At 68.3% G+C, this 17,887-nt stretch carries 19 protein-coding genes; 13 read left to right on the top strand and 6 right to left on the bottom strand.

Annotated features, from left to right (window positions below):
- The 4 genes from AB0N89_RS25605 to AB0N89_RS25620 form a co-directional block, all read right to left on the bottom strand.
- Positions 1-441 (bottom strand): SRPBCC family protein, encoded by a 441-nt coding sequence (locus AB0N89_RS25605; protein WP_364208762.1) that lies wholly within the window; start codon positions 439-441, stop codon positions 1-3.
- Entirely contained in the window at positions 438-755 is a 318-nt protein-coding gene (locus AB0N89_RS25610) for a metalloregulator ArsR/SmtB family transcription factor (protein WP_364208882.1), read from the bottom strand. The genes AB0N89_RS25605 and AB0N89_RS25610 overlap by 4 nt, the downstream gene beginning before the upstream one ends.
- Positions 756-814: 59 nt before the next feature.
- Positions 815-1,513 (bottom strand): lysoplasmalogenase family protein, encoded by a 699-nt coding sequence (locus tag AB0N89_RS25615; RefSeq protein ID WP_364208765.1) that lies wholly within the window; start codon positions 1,511-1,513, stop codon positions 815-817.
- A 61-nt stretch (positions 1,514-1,574) separates the two neighbouring features.
- The gene (locus tag AB0N89_RS25620) at positions 1,575-2,585 is read right to left on the bottom strand and encodes a helix-turn-helix domain-containing protein (protein WP_364208885.1); all 1,011 of its coding nucleotides are present in this window, start codon (positions 2,583-2,585) and stop codon (positions 1,575-1,577) included.
- 43 nt (positions 2,586-2,628) lie between these two features.
- On the opposite strand from AB0N89_RS25620, the gene AB0N89_RS25625 reads away from it, so the two are divergent.
- The 9 genes from AB0N89_RS25625 (at position 2,629) to AB0N89_RS25665 (ending at position 9,814) form a co-directional block, all read left to right on the top strand.
- Positions 2,629-3,399 carry an NAD(P)H-dependent oxidoreductase gene (locus tag AB0N89_RS25625; protein ID WP_364208768.1) on the top strand — a complete coding sequence of 257 codons (771 nt, stop codon included), beginning with the start codon at positions 2,629-2,631 and terminating at the stop codon, positions 3,397-3,399.
- Between the two features lie 52 nt (positions 3,400-3,451).
- A complete protein-coding gene (locus AB0N89_RS25630; RefSeq protein WP_364208771.1) occupies positions 3,452-4,270 on the top strand; it encodes an SRPBCC family protein in 819 nt (272 codons plus the stop codon).
- A gap of 68 nt (positions 4,271-4,338) precedes the next feature.
- Positions 4,339-5,490, top strand: coding sequence for a sensor histidine kinase (locus tag AB0N89_RS25635; protein WP_364208774.1), 1,152 nt, complete (start codon positions 4,339-4,341; stop codon positions 5,488-5,490).
- Positions 5,487-6,149, top strand: coding sequence for a response regulator transcription factor (locus AB0N89_RS25640; RefSeq protein ID WP_364208777.1), 663 nt, complete (start codon positions 5,487-5,489; stop codon positions 6,147-6,149). Before AB0N89_RS25635 ends, AB0N89_RS25640 begins: the two co-directional genes overlap by 4 nt.
- 136 nt (positions 6,150-6,285) lie before the next feature.
- Positions 6,286-7,923, top strand: coding sequence for an acyl-CoA carboxylase subunit beta (locus tag AB0N89_RS25645; RefSeq protein WP_364208780.1), 1,638 nt, complete (start codon positions 6,286-6,288; stop codon positions 7,921-7,923).
- Entirely contained in the window at positions 7,920-8,138 is a 219-nt protein-coding gene (locus AB0N89_RS25650) for an acyl-CoA carboxylase subunit epsilon (RefSeq protein WP_364208783.1), read from the top strand. The genes AB0N89_RS25645 and AB0N89_RS25650 overlap by 4 nt, the downstream gene beginning before the upstream one ends.
- A 118-nt stretch (positions 8,139-8,256) precedes the next feature.
- On the top strand, positions 8,257-9,090 hold the full coding sequence (locus AB0N89_RS25655) for a helix-turn-helix transcriptional regulator (protein ID WP_364208786.1): 834 nt from the start codon (positions 8,257-8,259) through the stop codon (positions 9,088-9,090).
- A 197-nt stretch (positions 9,091-9,287) separates the two neighbouring features.
- Positions 9,288-9,497, top strand: a complete 210-nt coding sequence (locus tag AB0N89_RS25660) for a DUF397 domain-containing protein (RefSeq protein WP_364208788.1) — start codon at positions 9,288-9,290, stop codon at positions 9,495-9,497.
- Positions 9,494-9,814 (top strand): hypothetical protein, encoded by a 321-nt coding sequence (locus AB0N89_RS25665; RefSeq protein ID WP_364208791.1) that lies wholly within the window; start codon positions 9,494-9,496, stop codon positions 9,812-9,814. Before AB0N89_RS25660 ends, AB0N89_RS25665 begins: the two co-directional genes overlap by 4 nt.
- Here the strand turns inward: AB0N89_RS25665 and AB0N89_RS25670 are convergent.
- On the bottom strand, positions 9,811-11,190 hold the full coding sequence (locus AB0N89_RS25670) for a serine hydrolase domain-containing protein (RefSeq protein WP_364208794.1): 1,380 nt from the start codon (positions 11,188-11,190) through the stop codon (positions 9,811-9,813). The two genes, AB0N89_RS25665 and AB0N89_RS25670, sit on opposite strands and share 4 nt — an antisense overlap.
- Before the next feature lie 162 nt (positions 11,191-11,352).
- On the opposite strand from AB0N89_RS25670, the gene AB0N89_RS25675 reads away from it, so the two are divergent.
- Together AB0N89_RS25675 and AB0N89_RS25680 are read left to right on the top strand one after the other, a co-directional pair.
- A complete protein-coding gene (locus AB0N89_RS25675) occupies positions 11,353-11,979 on the top strand; it encodes a PadR family transcriptional regulator (RefSeq protein WP_364208797.1) in 627 nt (208 codons plus the stop codon).
- A complete protein-coding gene (locus AB0N89_RS25680) occupies positions 11,960-13,573 on the top strand; it encodes a DHA2 family efflux MFS transporter permease subunit (protein ID WP_364208800.1) in 1,614 nt (537 codons plus the stop codon). Before AB0N89_RS25675 ends, AB0N89_RS25680 begins: the two co-directional genes overlap by 20 nt.
- Positions 13,574-13,673: 100 nt before the next feature.
- Here the strand turns inward: AB0N89_RS25680 and AB0N89_RS25685 are convergent, their stop codons facing one another.
- Entirely contained in the window at positions 13,674-15,479 is a 1,806-nt protein-coding gene (locus tag AB0N89_RS25685; RefSeq protein WP_364208803.1) for a glycoside hydrolase family 3 protein, read from the bottom strand.
- Between the two features lie 166 nt (positions 15,480-15,645).
- Between AB0N89_RS25685 and AB0N89_RS25690 the strand changes: the two genes are divergently transcribed.
- Positions 15,646-16,293, top strand: a complete 648-nt coding sequence (locus tag AB0N89_RS25690; protein WP_364208888.1) for a nucleoside triphosphate pyrophosphatase — start codon at positions 15,646-15,648, stop codon at positions 16,291-16,293.
- Positions 16,294-16,393: 100 nt separating this feature from the next.
- Entirely contained in the window at positions 16,394-17,761 is a 1,368-nt protein-coding gene (locus AB0N89_RS25695) for a dicarboxylate/amino acid:cation symporter (RefSeq protein ID WP_364208806.1), read from the top strand.
- Positions 17,762-17,887: the final 126 nt, after the last annotated feature.

Raw genomic sequence — 17,887 nt, forward strand, 5'->3', positions numbered from 1 at the left:
TCATACTGCCGACAAAGCCTTCCCCAGGTTGTCGAGCCAGGTTCCGGTGCCCTGCTCCCGCCAGCTCGGTTCTTCCTGTCCGTCGAGGAAAGTGCCCTGTTCGATCAGCGTCAGCCGGGTGCCGTCGCCTTCGGCTTCGAGCAGCACCGTCGTGACCGACACGGTCGCGAGGACGTCCTTCGCGGAGAGCGTCCCCGAGTAGACGATCCGCTCGTTCTCGGCGATGTCCTCGTAGCGCGCGTCGAAGACCATGTCCTTCCCGTCGCCGGGAGGACCGGTGGTGATCTCGCGGCCGCCGACGCGGAAGTCCAGGGTGTGCCCGCCACCGGGCACGGTGAACCAGCCGGCTTTCGCGGCGGGGTCGGACCAGGCGGCGAAAACGCGTTCCGGTGACACGGGGTAGACGCGTTCGAGGGTGAAAGTGGCGTGTTTGACGGTCATGACCTTTTCCCTTCGTCGGACTCCAGAAAGCCACCAAGGCGGTCGAGCCGGTGTTCCCAGCCGGTGCGCTGCCCGCCGAGCCAGTCCTCGGCCATCCGCAGACCGTCCGGTTCGAGATGGCAGGTCCGCACGCGGCCTGCCTTTTCCGACCGGACGAGCCCGCAGGCCTCCAGCACCTGGAGGTGCTGCATCACCGCGGGCAGCGACATCGACAACGGCTGCGCGAGTTCCCCTACCGAGGCGGGTCCCCGGGTGAGGCGCTCGATCATTTCGCGGCGCGTCCCGTCGGAAAGCGCCTTGAACACCTGGTCCATCCGTTGGTTAGGCACATGCTTAACTATCCGCCCACGCCGAGCAATAGTCAAGCAGATGCTTAACTTTCCGCGGTCATGCCTTCGACGAGCAGCCACTGCGAGGCGAGGTACGACGTCAGCACGAAGGTCTCCAGATTGGCCCGCACCCGCTCGCTGGTGACGAAGTCGCGGCGGATCAGGATCGCCAGGTCGGACGCGGAGAACAGCAGCGCGCCGGCGGCGATCCAGGTCCGGCGATCGCCCGACGGGACGACCATGCCGCCCGCGACCTTGGCTTTCGGCGCCAGCACCGGGTCGGCCGCGAGGGTCGACGTCGTGCTCAGCAGGCCCCCATAGACCGAAAGCACCGAAGACACCGGAGACGGCTTCGGCAGCGCCATCGCGACGGCGGCCGCCGCCCACGCGCCGAGCCTGGGCGGCGCGGTCGCGGCGCGCGGACGAGCACCGCGACGCCACAGCAGCACGGAGTACAGCACCTGCATCACGCCGAACGACGTCGCACCCTTGATCAGTTCGCCGTCCTCGTCGGACCTGCCCATGAAGTGGTCGCCCGCCCCGGCAGCGACCAGCGCGGCGACGAGCAGGCCTTTCTCCCCCGGCGCGAGCCCGCGCGCCCGCGCGACCCGGGACGCGAGCACCGGGACGGCGGCGGGCTTGGCCGCCAGCTGCAGCTTCCGATTACCCGTCCTGGCCGAATACACCGTGCCGATCGCGGCGGCGCCGAACAGCACCCGTTCGGCGAACTTGAGGGCCTTCACCAACCACCTCCGGAACTTATTTCCGGGTAAGTTACCAGTCGGTCAGCTCACTGGACGTCTTCTAGACGGCCTCACGGAAGGTGTTCCGGTACGCGCTCGGCGAGACCCCCAGCGCCGCCTGCAGATGCTGGCGCAGCGACGCGGCGGTGCCGAAGCCCGCCTCGGCGGCAACCTTGTCCACCGGCAGATCCGTCTCTTCGAGCAGCTGGCGGGCCCGCTCGATCCGCTGCTGGGTCAGCCACTGCAACGCCGAGATCCCGACCTCGTCGCGGAAGCGCCGGGTGAACGTCCTCGTGCTCATCGCCTCTTTGGCCGCGAGTTCGCGCAAGGTCAGCGGCCGGTCGAGGTTCTCCAGCGCCCATGTCCGCGCCGCGGCCGTCGACGACGACTGCGGTTCCGGCACCGGCCGCCGGATGAACTGCGCCTGCCCGCCCTCGCGATGCGGCGAGACGACCGTGCCGCGTGCGACCTCGTTCGCGACGGCGGCGCCGTGATCGCACCGGATCATGTGCAGGCAGAGGTCGATCCCGGAGGCGACGCCTGCCGCGGTCAGCACGTTCCCGTCGTCGGTGTAGAGCACGTTGGGATCGAGCGCGACCTTCGGGAACTTCGCCTGGAAGTCCAGCGCCGAGCGCCAGTGCGTGGTCGCCTTCCGGCCGTCGAGCAGGCCCGCGGCGGCGAGCACGAAGGCGCCGGTGCAGATCGACGCGATCCGGGCGTCCGGCCGGATCAGCTCCAGCGCCCGCGCGAGCGGTTCGGTGAGGTCGTGCCCCGAGGGTTCGTACTCGGTGGACGACGCCGGGATGACGACGGTGTCGGCCTCGGCCAGCACCTCCGGACCGAGCGGGACCGAGACGGTGACGTCCGCGTCGGTCCGGATCTGCCCGGGCTCCGGCGTGCAGGTGACGACCTCGTACAGCGGCTCGCCGCCGGCCGATCTGGCCGTGCCGAACAGCCGGGTGACGATGCCCAGCTCCATCACCAGCATCCCGTGCCGGACCAGCACGGCGACCCGATGACGGCCGGGGCGCGCGAAAAAGCCCATGGCCTGATTCTTGCACATGTTGGCCATCGGGCCACTCGCGTCGGCCGCCGGGGCGCGCGACGGTGGGGACATGAACGTGCTGTGGATCTTCGCCCACCCGGAACCCCGGTCCCTCGGCGGCTCGCTGCGCGACGAGGGCGTGCGCACCCTTCGCGAGCAGGGTGCCGACGTCCGGGAATCCGATCTGTACGCGATGAAATGGAACCCCGTGGTCGACTCCGACGACTTCGGCGCGGCCGCCGGAAGCGACCGGCTGATCGTCGGCTCGACGTCGAAGAACGCCTTCAAGAGCGGCGAGCTCAGCGCGGACATCCGCGCCGAGCACGAAAAACTGGCGTGGGCGGACACGGTGATCGTCCAGTTCCCCCTGTGGTGGTACGGAATGCCGGCCATCCTCAAAGGCTGGTTCGATCGCGTCTTCGTCAAGGGATTCGCGTATGGCGTCCAACGCCCGGACGGCCGCACTGCCCGCTATGGCGAAGGAACGCTGGCCGGGAAACGCGCCATGGTCGTGCTCACCGCGGGCGCGCCGGAGGCCACGATCGGACCGCGCGGCGTGAACGGCGAGATCACCGAGATCCTGTTCCCGTTGCAGCACGGAACCCTGTGGTACGCCGGGATGTCCGTCCTTCCCCCGTTGACGATCTGCGGCGCCGACCGCGTGTCGCCCGAGGAATACGACGCCGCCGCGGAGGCGCTGCGGGAGCGCCTGCGGACACTGTCCACTCAGGACCCGATCCCGTTCCGGCACCAGAACGGCGGCGACTACGACGACAACCTGGTCCTGCGCGACGAGTTCGCGCCCGGCCGGGGCGACCTCGGCGTCCACCTCGGCGTTTGACCTAATATCACGTCGTGGTTATATTCCCTTGGAGGCACATTAGGAGGTAACCGTGAACCCTCGCGCCCGGTTGGAAACCGTCGGAGAGCGCCCCGCGCTGCGCATCGAACGCCGTCTCGCGCACCGCCCGGACCGCGTCTGGCGAGCGATCACCGCGCCCTCGGAACTCGCGAAATGGTTTCCCGCGGCGGTCACCGTGGACCTGCGACCGGGCGGAACGATCGAGTTCACCTTCGAGGGCGAAGACACCCCGACGGCGGGCAAGGTCCTCGAAGCCGACGAACCCCGCCTGTTCGCGTTCAGCTGGAACGAGGACGTGCTGCGCTGGGAGATCACCCCGGACGGTGACGGCAGCCGTCTGCTGTTCACGCATACGTTCGGCCGGGGCGAACCCGCCATCGCCCGGATCGCGGCGGGCCGCACCGCCGCGGGCTGGGACAGCTGCCTCGTCGCGCTCACCGCGTCGCTCGACGGCGAAGAGCACGAGCAGCCGAAGGACTGGGTCGGCCCGATCGAGGCCTACGTCGAGGAGTTCGGGCTCGCGGACGGCGAAGTCCTGGAATCCGGCGACGGCAAGGTGATCCGCTTCCGCCGCGACCTGGTCTGGAAACCCCTCGACGAGGTCTGGACCCTGCTCGCCGCGGAGAAGGCCGCGGGCACGATCATCCGCGAGGAACCCCCGCGACTACTGGAGTTCTCGCTGCCACAGGGCGGCGTCGTCCGCTGGGAGTTCACCCACTCCGACCTCGAAGGCACCATGGTCGAGGTGACCCAGACCGTCCCGGCCGGACACGACGACGTCGTCCCCGAGGCGCTGCGAAGCTGGCGCGAGAAACTGAAGGAGTTCTTCGCGGCGGCGCACGGAAGCTGATCTCCCCCCAGGGGTTGACCTCCGCCGGACGGACGCGGACAGCTCGTCCGTCCGGCTAGGTTTTCCGTATGAAACAACCGTCGGGGCTCTCCCGCCGCGTCGCGAACACGATCGACGCCCTCCTCGCGTTGGTCCTCGTCGTGGCCGTCGGCGGGAACCTGTCGGCGGGCACCTGGATGTTCATCGTCCCCATCCCGATGTGGCTCGCCTGGGCGACGGTCGCCGCCAGCGGTCTCGCGATCGCGCTGCGCCGCCACCGGCCGCTGATCGCCTACGGCCTCGGCCTGGGCAGCTTCGTTCCGGCGCTGATCGCAGGCAACGGGCTGGGCCCGGCCGCGCTCCTCGCCACCGGATGCGCCCTGTACACCGTGGCGCTGGAGCACCCCCGGTCCCGCTCGCTGATCGCGATGGGCCTCGGCCTGGTCGTCGTCATGATCTTCGAGCTCCTGCGGCTCGGTCCGAACACGATCGCGTCGACGGCCTTCGCGGGCGGCGGGGTGGCGGGCTCGTGGGCACTGGGCTGGATGACGCGGCAACGACGCGCGAACCTGGCCCAGCTCTCCGAAACCCAGGCGAATCAGGCCGTCTCCGACGAACGGCTGCGGATCGCCCGTGAAATGCACGACGTCGTCGCGCACAGCATGAGCCTGATCGCGGTCAAGGCGGCCGTCGGCAACCACGTCGCCCGGGAACAACCCGAAGAAGCGCAGGAAGCGTTGCGGGTCATCGAACTCACCAGCCGCGAAACCCTCGTCGAGCTCCGGCGGATGCTCGGCGTCCTGCGCTCCGGCGACGGAACGCCCGAGGCCGCGCTCGGTCCCGCGCCGAAACTCTCCGACCTGCGGACGCTGGCCGAACGCGCCGGACAGGCCGGGGTGCGCGTCGAGCTGACCGGCGAGCTGATCGACGACCTTCCCGAAGGCGTCGCGCTTTCCGTCTACCGCATCACGCAGGAAGCGGTGACCAACGTCGTGAAGCACGCGGGGCCCTCGGCCTGCCGGATCACGATCACCGAGGAGCCAGGCGAGGTCAGCGTCGAGATCGTCGACGACGGCCGCGGCGAGGGCTCGCCCGCGACCGTCGGCGGCCACGGTCTGATCGGCATGCGCGAACGCGTCGCGGTCTACGGTGGTGACTTCGAGGCAGGGCCCTTGCCCGCTGGGGGATTCCGGGTTCACGCGCGGCTGCCGTACGCCGCCAAGGAAGTGGGGACGCGATGATCCGCGTACTGATCGCCGACGACCAGGCGCTGCTGCGCGGCAGTTTCCGCGTGCTCGTCGACAGCGCGCCGGACCTGGAGGTCGTCGGGGAGGCGGGCGACGGCGCGGAGGCGGCGGACCTGGCCGAGAAGGAACGCCCCGACGTCGTGCTGATGGACGTCCGCATGCCGGAGCTGGACGGGATCGAGGCGACCCGGCGGATCTGCTCGTCGCCCGCCACCGAAGGCGTCCACGTGCTGATGCTGACGACCTTCGACCTCGACGCCTACGTCTATTCGGCGCTGCGCGCGGGCGCGAGCGGATTCCTGCTGAAGGACACCCCGCCCGCCGAACTGCTGACCGCGATCCGGGTCGTCGCGGCTGGAGAAGGCCTGCTCGCCCCGTCGATCACGCGCAGGCTCATCGCCGAGTTCGCCCGGCTGCCCGAACCCGGCCAGCGCGTCGCGGCCTCGCTCGACAACATCACCACGCGCGAGCGGGAGGTCCTGGGCCTGATCGCGCGGGGCCTGTCGAACGACGAGATCGCCGGGTCCCTGCACCTCGGGCTGGCGACGGTGAAGACGCACATCAGCCATCTCCTGCACAAACTCGCGGCCCGGGACCGGGCGCAGCTGGTGATCGCGGCCTACGAGTCCGGGCTGGTCCGGGCGTCGGTCTAGTGGGACGCGGCGGGTGGGGCGTCGGTCGAGCTGGGGCCGCCGCCTCCCTCCCCGACCCCCTACGCCCTTCCACCTGACGTGGGACGTTGCCTACGCCACACGCGAAGTGACCGTCGAGTAGCTAGGCTGCGGTTTCATGAGCAGTGCGACGGAGCCGCTCGGGACGCCGCCCGAGAACGAACCGGACATCCACACCACGGCCGGCAAGCTGGCCGACCTGTACCGCCGGTACGACGAGGCGGTGCACGCGGGTTCCGCGAGGGCGGTGGAGAAACAGCACGCCAAGGGCAAGAAGACCGCCCGCGAGCGGATCGACCTGCTGCTGGACGAAGGCTCGTTCGTCGAGCTGGACGAGCTGGCGAAGCACCGCTCGGTCAACTTCGGCCAAGAGAAGAACCGTCCCTACGGCGACGGCGTCGTCACCGGCTACGGCACCGTCGACGGCCGCCCGGTCTGCGTGTTCAGCCAGGACGTCACCGTCTTCGGCGGCTCGCTCGGCGAGGTGTACGGCGAAAAGATCGTCAAGGTGATGGACCTGGCGATCAAGACCGGCCGCCCGATCATCGGCATCAACGAGGGCGGCGGCGCGCGCATCCAGGAAGGCGTCGTCTCGCTCGGGCTGTACGGCGAGATCTTCAACCGCAACGTCAAGGCGTCCGGCGTCATCCCGCAGATCTCCCTGATCATGGGCGCCAACGCGGGCGGGCACGTCTACTCCCCCGCGCTGACCGACTTCGTGGTGATGGTCGACAAGACCTCGCACATGTTCATCACCGGCCCCGACGTCGTGAAGACCGTGACCGGCGAAGAGGTCTCCTTCGAGGAACTCGGCGGCGGGCGCACGCACAACACCCGTTCGGGCAACGCGCACTACCTCGGTTCCGACGACGAGGACGCCATCGCCTACGTCAAGGAGCTGCTCTCGTTCCTCCCGGCGAACAACCTGTCCGAAGCGCCGCTCTTCGAAACCGACGCGGCGCCCGGAGGGTTCTTCGACGACGTCAGCGAGTCCGACCGCGAGCTCGACACGCTGATCCCGGACTCGCCGAACCAGCCGTACGACATGCACGAGGTCATCAACCGCGTCGTCGACGACGGCGACTTCCTCGAAGTGCACGAGCTGTTCGCGCCCAACATCCTGGTCGGCTTCGGCCGGGTGGACGGGCGCAGCGTCGGCATCGTCGCGAACCAGCCGACCCAGTTCGCCGGCTGCCTCGACATCGACGCGTCCGAGAAGGCCGCTCGGTTCGTGCGCACCTGCGACGCGTTCAACATCCCCGTGCTGACCTTCGTCGACGTCCCGGGCTTCCTGCCCGGCACCGACCAGGAGTGGAACGGCATCATCCGGCGCGGCGCGAAGCTGATCTACGCCTACGCCGAAGCGACCGTCCCGCTCGTCACCGTCATCACCCGCAAGGCGTACGGCGGCGCGTACGACGTCATGGGGTCGAAGCACCTCGGCGCGGACGTCAACCTGGCCTGGCCGACCGCGCAGGTCGCGGTCATGGGCGCGCAGGGCGCGGCGAACATCGTGCACCGCAAGACGCTCGCCGCGGCCGCCGCCGACGGCAAGGACGTCGACGCGCTGCGGGCCGAGCTGATCCAGGAGTACGAAGACACACTCCTGAACCCGTACGCGGCGGCCGAGCGCGGTTACGTCGACTCGGTGATCGTGCCCGCGCACACCCGCGGCCACATCGCGAAGGCGCTCTCGCTGCTCCAGGGCAAACGCGAGACGCTGCCGCCCAAGAAGCACGGGAACATCCCGCTGTGAGCGCGCCGGAAACCCCGCTGCTGCGGGTCGTGAAGGGCGATCCGAGCGACGTCGAGCTCGCCGCGCTGACCGCCGTCGTGGCGGCGGCGGCGAGCGCCCGGGCACCGGAACCGGCGCCGAAACGGGACTCGTGGTGGGCGGACAAGGCGTCGCTGGTGCGGGCCCCGCTCGCTCCCGGCGACGGTGCTTGGCGGGCTTCGGCTCTTCCCCGCTGACAGCTTCGCCGCTGACGGCGCGGAACGGGCCTTCGCGGGTTATCGTGGCAGATCTGGCAGTCCGGCTCGTCCGGTTCGCCAGGTCTTCGGTATCCGCGATCGCCCCAGAAAGCCGTGCGTGACGAACCAAGACCATCTTTCCGCCGAATTGCGCCGTCTGCGCAAGGCCGCCGGGCTGTCCGGAACCGAAGCGGCCAGGCTCACGAGCCTCAGTCAGTCGAAGGTTTCACGAGTCGAGACCGGCGCTTTCATGCCCACCGAGGACCAGGTCGTCGCGCTGTGCCGCGCGTACCGGGCACCCGCCAAGATCCGGCGGGCGCTGGTCGCGATCACCAGGGACCTCCGCGAGGAGGCGTCGTCCGCCCGCGTCGTCTTCCAGCGCGGCGCCTGGCGGATGCAGCAGCGCATCGGCAAGATCGAGACGGCGTCCGCCCGTATCCGGAGTTTCCAGCCGACCATCGTGTTCGGCCTGCTCCAGACCCGCGCCTACATCACCGCGTTGTTCGGCGACTCCCTGCCGGACGCCGAACGCGACCAGACCGTCGACGCCCGGCTGGACCGCCAGCGGATCCTCGACTCGAACCGCGAGTTCCACTTCGTGGTGACCGAAGGCGCCCTGCGCTGGAACATGGGCGGGGCGACGACCATGCAGGCCCAGCTCGACCACCTCATCCAACTGTCGTGCCGCGGCCGGGTGCGGCTGGGCGTGATCCCGTGGACCACGGCGGTGTCGGTCCCCGTCCTCCACGGTTTCGACATCTACGACTCCCGCGCGGTGCTCCTCGGGACGCAGACGGCCACCGCGCTCGTCACCGACGAACGCGAAGTCGCCGACTACGAAAAGAACTTCGCCGAAGTCGAGCGCTACGCCACCTACGACGATGTCGCCTGCTCGCATCTGGCGCGGATCGCGGCCGACTACCGACAGCTCACGGTCGAACCACTTCGGTGACCAAAGACCCTTTGCGCTATGCACCCTGAGGGTGCATCGTGAGTAAAGCGGCTTTCGGTGAAAGTCCCGTTTCGTGCGCCGAACGCGATCGGCCGAGCCGTTCACCGACCATCCGGGACAGATCACCCGATCTCGCCAACCTTGCTGCGCCGCAACCCGTCTACTTGCCGAAACAGTCACTGGGGAAAGGCCCTCCTATGACCACCACATGGCACGAGAACATGACCGGCTGGCACAAGTCGACCTACACGCACTGGGAAGAGAACGCCTGTGTCGAGGTGGGCGGCGCGCCCGGCCTCGTCGGCATCCGGGACACCAAACAGTGGGCTCTGCCGGAGGAGACCCGGCCGATCCTGGTGCTCCCGGCCCGCTCCTTCGCCGCGCTCCTCGATCACCTCGGTCGATGAACGACGTCGCGGAGCCGTACATGGTCCACCATCCGCAGGAAATGGCGGGCCAGCTGATCAACGGCAACTGGATCGTCGCCCGGTGGGAACACCTCGGCGAGAACGAGGATCTGGACCACTGGACCGCGATCCTGCGCGAGTACTGCGAGGACCTCGGCGTCGATCCGTACGTCATCAACATCCCGCGGAAGAGCCTGACGATCGTCTTCAACGGCGCGCTCCCCGCGCCGACGTTCGAACAGCTCGAGAATTCCGTCGCGGCGATCGAGTACCACCGCTTCCTCGAACGCGAAATCGGTCCGAGACCGCTGAATTAGGCGTCTTTCGGCGCGGCACGCATTCCGATGTAAACACATTCGGCGCCGGTCGAAAGCGTCGAGAACACCACAGGCATCCAGTCTTCGCTGAACGACGGCCCGGCCCCTGCCGCGGCGAAGACCGTGTCCGTGACGGGGACCAGGACCATGTCCAGCGGCGGCGAGTAGTCCGCCATCCCGCCGACGAAGGCATACGTCAGCTTCAGGTCTTCCGTCACCGTGATGACCACGCCTTCCCGCCGGTAGACACCCGCGAACCGCTTCATGTCCACGACCGGTGGTTCCGCGGGCGGCGCGAAGGCCTCGGGCATCCGGACGCCGGCGAATTCGCCGAGCAGTTCCCGGAACAGGTCCGCGTAAAGCTGCCGCGCACCGCCGCCGTTGGTCACCAGCGCGACGGCCACACCGGCCGACGGAATCACCCGCAAGTAGGCGTACTGCCCGATGGCCGCGCCGTCGTGCCCGAAGCCGGACGTGCCGTCCCAGTCGTAGAGCGTCCAGCCGAGCCCCCAGCCGTCCGCGCTGACCGTCCACTTGTCGGGGACGTCGGTTTCCCGGCGCTGCATGGCTTCGACCGTTTCCGGTGCCAGGACCCGGGTCCCGTCCGGCGCCAGACCCCCGTCGAGATGCATCCGCGCGAGCCGGACGACGTCACCGGCGGAGGCGACGACCCGCGCACCCGGCCCCGCCGAACGCGGCATCAGATCCCACGCGGGGGCGGGCTCCGGATCCTGCCCCGGTTCGCCGAGGTGACTCATCGCCGCGCGGAAACTCAGCGCCTCTTCGGGCAGGGTCATCGACTGTTTCAGCCCGAGCGGCGCGAAGACCAGGTCTTTCAGCGCCTGATCCCAGGTCGATCCGGTCAGCACCTCGGCGATCCGGCCGAGCACCTGGTAGGCGACGGTGCTGTAGGAGACCGCGGTCCCCGGCGGGCAGTCCATCGCGACACCCTTGCTCGCCTCGACGAAACGGGCGATGCAGTCGTCACCCCGGCCGGTGTCGAGGGTGAAGTCGCAGGTGAGGCCGCTCAGGTGGCTCAGCAACTGCCGGGTGGTGATCGTCTTGGTGGCCTCGGGATCGATCGTCTCGAAGTCCGGCAGCACCTCGACGACCGGCGCGTCGAGGTCCAGTTCGCCCGCTTCGGCCAGCCGCATGATCAGGGTGGCGGTGTAGACCTTGGCGATCGAACCGAGCTGGAACACCGAATCGGTCGTCGTCTCGACCCCGGTGCCGCGGTGCAGGACGCCGCTCGCGAGCTCGTGGATCTCGCCGCCCGTGAGCACGGCGAGCGCGGCGCCCGGAACGTGGTGCACGGCGCGAAGCTCGTCCAACCGGGCCTGCCAGCGCGCGACGTCCCAGGTCACGGAGTTCGTCATGCTTCTTTCCTCTTTCCTATGAGTACGTTGTTCTCGTCTTGCGCACACTGTACGCATCTGCGCTCAGTGTACGCAAGGCTCGGAATCACTTGAGCACGGCGCCCGTCGTGCCATATAGTCCACGCGGAATAATCGATACGGAATCTCCCGAGAGGAACATGCATGGCCGCGAAGCTCACCCCGCTCGCCATGGCGGTGCTGGAACTCCTCCACGAGCGGGCCATGCATCCCTACGAGATGGCGCAGCTGATGAAGGAGCGGTACGTCAGCACTCGCGTCAAGGTGAAGGCCGGATCGCTGTACCACACGGTGGATCGCTTGGTACAGAACGGTTTCGTCGAAGCCGTCGAGACACAACGGGACGGGAAGCGCCCCGAGCGCACCGTGTACGCGATGACCGAGGCCGGTCGCGACGAGTTCGTCGACCGCGCGCAGGACATGCTGGCCACTCCCGCCGAGGAGTACCCCGAGTACCTCAGCGCACTCGCCGTCATCGACGACCTGGGCGCGGAAAAGTCGATCACCCAGCTCAAGCACCGCGTGCTGCGGCTCCAGGCCTCCGTCGCCTCCGACCAGGTCCTTCTCGAAAACCTGGTCAACGAACACAAACTCCCCGAGGTCTATTGGCTCGACTGGTCCTACGCCACCGCGCGGCGGGCCTTCGAGCTCGAGTGGACCCGAAAACTGCTCCAGGACCTGGAATCCGGCCGCATCCGGTTCCAGGGCCACTGCAAGCCACACCTGAACCTGGTCACCGAGGAAGACAGCGATGAACGCAAGACAAGCTAGTCCCTGGGCCGCGCTTTCCGCGCTGTGCCTGGGTTTCTTCATGATCCTGCTGGACACCACGATCGTCTCGACCGCGATTCCCGCGATGCTGCGCGAACTCGGCGCCGGGTTGAACGCCATCGTCTGGGTGATCAGCGTCTATCTGCTCACCTACGCGGTGCCGATGCTGTTCGCCAGCCGTCTCGGTGACCGCTTCGGACCGAAGCGCGTCTACCTGGCCGGGCTCGTGGTGTTCACGCTGGCCTCGCTGTGGTGCGGCCTGTCCGGCTCGGTCGAGATGCTCATCGCCGCGCGCGCGGTGCAGGGCCTCGGCGCCGCGTTGATGACGCCGCAGACGCTGGCGTTCATCAGCCACCTGTTCCCGCCGTCGAAGCGCGGCCCCGCGATGGGCCTCTGGAGCGGTGTCGCCGGGATCGCGGCCATCGTCGGGCCGGTGCTCGGCGGCGTGCTCGTCGACCACCTCGGCTGGGAATGGATCTTCTTCGTCAACCTGCCGGTCGGTGTGGTCGCGCTGGCGCTGGCGCTGCTCAAGGTGCCGGACTGGCAGCCGAAGCACTCGCATTCCTTCGACGTGCCGGGAATCCTGCTTTCCGGCGCGGGCCTGTTCTGCGTCGTCTACGGCGTCCAAAATGGACAGCACTACGACTGGGAGCGGGTGTTCGGGCCGATCACCGTGTTCGAGATCATCGGCTTCGGTGTCGCCCTGCTGGTCGCTTTCGTGGTGTGGCAACGGTTCAACCGCGAGGAACCGCTGGTGCCGCTGAGCGTTTTCGGGAACCGCAACTTCTCGGCCGGGACGCTGACCTCGGTCACCGTCGGCTTCGCGATGACCGGCATGTTCCTGCCCCTGGTGATCTACATCCAGGCGGTGCTGGGCGAATCGCCGACGATGTCCGGGCTGGTGTTCGCGCCGATGTCGTTGCTGGCCGGCCTGATCGGCCCGTTCGTCGGCCGCGCCTCGGACAAGGTCAACGGCAAGATCCTGCTGATCATCGGGCTGACCGCGCTGGGCGCGGGGATGGTCCTGATCACGATCATCGCCCGGGCCGGCGCGAACGCGTGGGCGCTGACGCCGGCGTTGCTGGTGGCGGGTGTCGGTATCGGGTTCATCTTCGCGCCGATGAGCAACCTGACGATCAGTTCGGTCGAACCGCGGCTCATCGGGACCGCGTCGGGCATCTTCAACACCGCCCGGCAGGTCGGCGGGGTACTCGGCAGTGCCGCCGTCGGCGTGCTGCTGCAGGCGCGGATCAGCGCTTCCATCGCCGACGAGGCCGCGATCGCCGCGAACGCCTTGCCGGAGCAGTACCGGGCGCCGTTCGCGGAAGGCATCGCGAAGGCCGCGGAATCCACCGGGGAGTTCGGTTCTTCCGGCCCCGCCACGATGCCCGGCCTGCCGTCCGGCGTCGCCGAGCAAGCCCAGCGGCTCGCGCTCGAAGCCGTCCACAATGGACTCACCGACGCCGCCAGAGTGACGTTGCTGCTGCCGGCGGCGGTGCTGGTGCTGGGCGTGCTGGCCGCGCTCACCATGCGGCGCCCGGTTCCGCGGGCTCACCGGTCACCTTCTCCGGAACCCGTCACCAGCGCCGCCTGACCCTGCCACGTGTCAGGTGCCGAGCGTTGATGAACGGTCCTTTCCTTGCGAATTTCGCAAGGAAAGGACCGTTCCTCTCATCCGCGGGAGGGCGGAGGTCCTACCGGCGGTACCGCAGGCCGTAGCCGTACGGGTACAGCGCCTTCTTGCCGTCACCGACGTTCACCGGTTCCTGCGCCGCGCTGGACGGCCAGCTGAACGTCAGCTTCCCGGTCGGGTTGTAGTCGCCGTAAAGGACATCGGCGACACCGGCGCCTTCGCTACCAGGGAGCCAGGCGGCGACGAGCCCGTTGAACTGCGGCAGCTGCGAAGCGATGTCGAGCGGGCGTCCCGACACGGTCACCACGACGACCGGGACCCCGGACCCCTTCAGCTTGGCGATCGTGGCGAGGTCCTCCGCGTCGAGTCCGAAGCCGTTCGGCCGGTCTCCCTGTCCCTCGGCGTACGGCGTTTCGCCCACCACGGCGACCGCGACCCGGTAGCTCTTGTCGATTCCCTCACCCGCACGGTCATAGGTCACCGTGGTTCCCTTCCCGGCGCCCGATTTCAGGCCGTCGAGGATGGTCGTGCCCGGGATGACCGGGCCGCTCTGGCCCTGCCAGGTGAGCGTCCAGCCGCCCGCCTGGTTGCCGATGTCGTTCGCGTTCTTGCCCGCGACGAAGATCTTGTTGTCCTTCTTCGCCAGCGGCAGCACACCGTCGTTCTTCAGCAGCACCTGGGATTCGCGGACGGCCTGCCGGGCCAGTTCGCGATGTTCCTTGCCGCCGAACGTCTTCTGGAGCGAGCGGTCGGTGTACGGATGCTCGAACAGGCCGAGCTCGAACTTCTCCGCGAGGATCCGGCGGTTCGCGTCGTCGATCCGGTCGCGCGAGACGCGGCCCGCCTCGACCTCGGCCTTGAGGTAGGAGATGAACTGCGGCGCGTCCCACGGGACCATGAACATGTCGATGCCCGCGTTGACCGAAAGCCGCACCTCTTCGGGGGTGAAGCCCTCCTTGCCGTCGATCTGGTTGATCGCGTTGTAGTCCGAGATCACCAGGCCCCGGAACCGCAGTTCCTTCTTGAGGACGTCGGTGATCAGGTACTTCTGGGCGTGCATGCGCACCCCCTGGAAGCTGGAGAACGAGATCATCACCGAGCCGACGCCGCGGTCGATCGCCTCGCGGAACGGCGGCAGGTGGATCTGGCGCAGTTCGCGTTCGCTGATCGCGGCGTTGCCCTGGTCGACGCCGTTGGCCGTCCCGCCGTCGCCGACGTAGTGCTTCGCCGTCGCGAGCACCGAACCCGGCTTCTCCCCGAGCTCGCGCCCTTGGAGCCCGGTGATGGCCGACGCGTTCGCGATGGCGTCACGCGGGGATTCGCCGAAGGATTCGTAAGTCCGGCCCCAACGGTCGTCACGGGCGACGCACAGGCACGGCGAAAAGTCCCACCGCGGACCGGTTCCGGCGACTTCCAGCGCCGTCGCGCGGCCGATCTTCTCGACCAGGCGCGGATTGTTGGCGGCGCCCAGACCGATGTTGTGCGGGAAGATCGTCGCGCCGTAGACGTTGTTGTGGCCGTGCACGGCGTCGACGCCGTACAGCGTGGGAATGCCGAGCGGCGTCGAAACCGCCGCCTTCTGGTACGAGTCGACCATGTCGGCCCAGCCGTTGGGCGTGTTGCTGGCGGGCACCGAGCCACCGCCGGACAACAGGGATCCCAGTTTGAGCGCGGCGGCCTGGTCGGGGGTGACCGCGCCGCGTTCGGCCTGCGTCATCTGGCCGATCTTGTCGTCGAGGCTCATCCGCTTGAGCAGGTCGTTCACCCGCGCGGACGTCGAAGCGTGAGGGTTCTTGTACACCGGCCCTGGACTGGCCGACGCCATCGGCGCGAGGGCCGAACCGGCCACGAGCAGGCCTGCGAGCACTGTGGTTTGCGTCGTGCGAAGTGATCTTCTGACGCGGAGGCGGGGCGACATTGGTTCCTCCGTAGCTCGAAACATCCATATGTTGCGCGCCACAACAAACTAACCGCACGTTCGGGTGTTCCAGGTCACAATCGGGCAACGGAGGGCCGTCGAGTACCTTCCGATGGTGCGTTTCGTCCTCGCTTCCCAGTCCCCCGCCCGCCTCGGTGTCCTGCGTTCGGCCGGCTTCGATCCGAGCGTCGTCGTCTCCGGCGTCGACGAGGACGCGGTGGCCGCGTCCCTGACAGATCCGGCCCCGGTGGAGCTGGTCCGCGCGCTCGCCGTCGCGAAGGCCGAAGCCGTCCACGAGACGCTCGCCGGGATCCATGGCGACCATGCCGGGCACGCCGACATGGTCATCGTGGGCTGCGATTCGATGCTGTCGATCGACGGCGAGATGGTCGGGAAGCCGCACACGCCGGAGGCCGCGCGCGAACGCTGGGCGTCGATGGCGGGCAAGACCGGTGAACTTCTCACCGGGCACTCGATCATCCGCGTCGAGAACGGCGAGAAGACGAAGGAAGCCTCCGGTACCGAAGGCACCACTGTTCGTTTCGGCACACCTTCGCAGGAAGAGATCGAGGCATACATCGCTTCCGGCGAGCCGCTTCAGGTCGCCGGCGGCTTCACGCTGGACGGCCGCGGCGGCTGGTTCATCGAGGGAATCGACGGTGATTTCTCGAGTGTCATCGGGATCAGCCTGCCGCTGACCCGGCGTTTGCTCACCGAGGTCGGCGTGAGTGTCATCGATCTCTGGACGCGTCCCGCATCCTGAGACAGCTCCCACACGATCGGGTGATCCGGAAGAGTCCTGCTTCGCCGAACGTTCTTCACGTTCGGCCAATCAGGAAACTTTCACGCACCGGAGTCGCCCCGTGTCTTTCATTCGGACCTACACCAGGCCAAAAGTCTTCGCGGTGGCAGTCCTCGGCTCGCTCGTCGTGGGTGCCCTTCTCGGCGTCCTAGCCAGGAGCACCGAAGCGAGCTGGCTGACCGAACTGCTCGCCCAGATCGGCTCGATCTTCACGACGCTGCTGCAGATCGCGGTGATCCCGCTGGTCTTCACGGCGATCGTGGTCGGCATCAGCAGCCTGCGCAACCTCGGCGGCGGCAAGAAGGCCGCCCGGCTGGGCGGCAAGACCGTGCTGTGGTTCGCGATCACCTCGTTCATCGCGTCGCTGATCGGCATCGCCGTCGCGAAGCTGTTCAACCCGGGCAGCGGCGGCCTCGGCGAGGGCGTCGCCGCGACCGCGAAGAACACGGACAAGGCCGCCAAGGCGACCTGGGGTTCGTGGAGCGACTTCATCAACGGGTTGCTGCCGAAGAACTTCTTCACCGCCTTCGCCGAGGGCGAGACGCTTCAGGTGCTGTTCCTGGCCGTCCTGATCGGCGCGGCCGCCTACAGCCTCGGAGACAAGGCGAAGCCGTTCGTCGACTTCACGAGCAGCGTGTTCGAAATCATCCAGCGCTACCTCGGCTGGATCGTGCGCCTGGCCCCGATCGGCATCATCGGCCTGATCGGCAAGGCCGTGTCGACCTACGGTGACTCGCTGTTCAAGCCGCTGTTCACCGCCACCCTCGCGGTGTACGTCGGCTGCTTCCTGGTGCTGCTGGTGGTCTACCCGATCCTGCTGCAGTTCGTGGCGAAGGTCAGCCCGCTGAAGTTCTTCTCCAAGGCGGGCACGGCGATCCAGTTCGCGTTCGCGTCGTCGTCCTCGGGCGCGACCCTGCCCCTGACCCGCCAGGCCGCGGTGAACCTGGGCGTCCAGCCCGGCTACGCGGGCTTCGCGACGCCGCTGGCGAGCGCCACGAAGATGGACGGCTGCGCGGCGGTGTTCCCCGCGATCGGCGCGATCTTCATCGCGAACCTGTCCGGTGTTTCGCTGAGCTTCTGGCAGTACATCGGGATCGTCGCGGCCGCGGTCTTCGGCGCGCTGGCGACCGCGGGCGTCACCGGCTGGCTGGCCGCGCTGACCCTGACCGCGTCGGTCATCGGACTCGACCCGGCGCAGGTCGCGCTCGGCATCGCGCTGATCTACTCGGTGAACCCGATCATGGACATGATCCGGACCGCGACCAACGTCGCGGGGCAGATCGTCGTGCCGGTCGTCGTCGCTCGCGGCGAAGGCATCCTGGACGACGATGTGCTCAACTCGCCGACGGACCCTTCGCCCACTGAAGACGGCGAAGCGGCTGTTGGCTCTTCGGCTTCGGCTAAGGAACCGGCTACCGCTGGGGCCTGACTGACGGCTCTCTTTTAGTGCGTGGAGGCCCCCTTCCTGGCGCCAGGAAGGGGGCCTCCACGCGCACTCGCTGTGACGCATGGGGTTTCTGTGGCGCCTGAGGTTCCTGGGGCGGTGCCGCAGTCC

Origin of the sequence: Amycolatopsis sp. NPDC089917 (assembly GCF_040684635.1) — a bacterium.
Taxonomy (GTDB): Bacteria; Actinomycetota; Actinomycetes; order Mycobacteriales; family Pseudonocardiaceae; genus Amycolatopsis.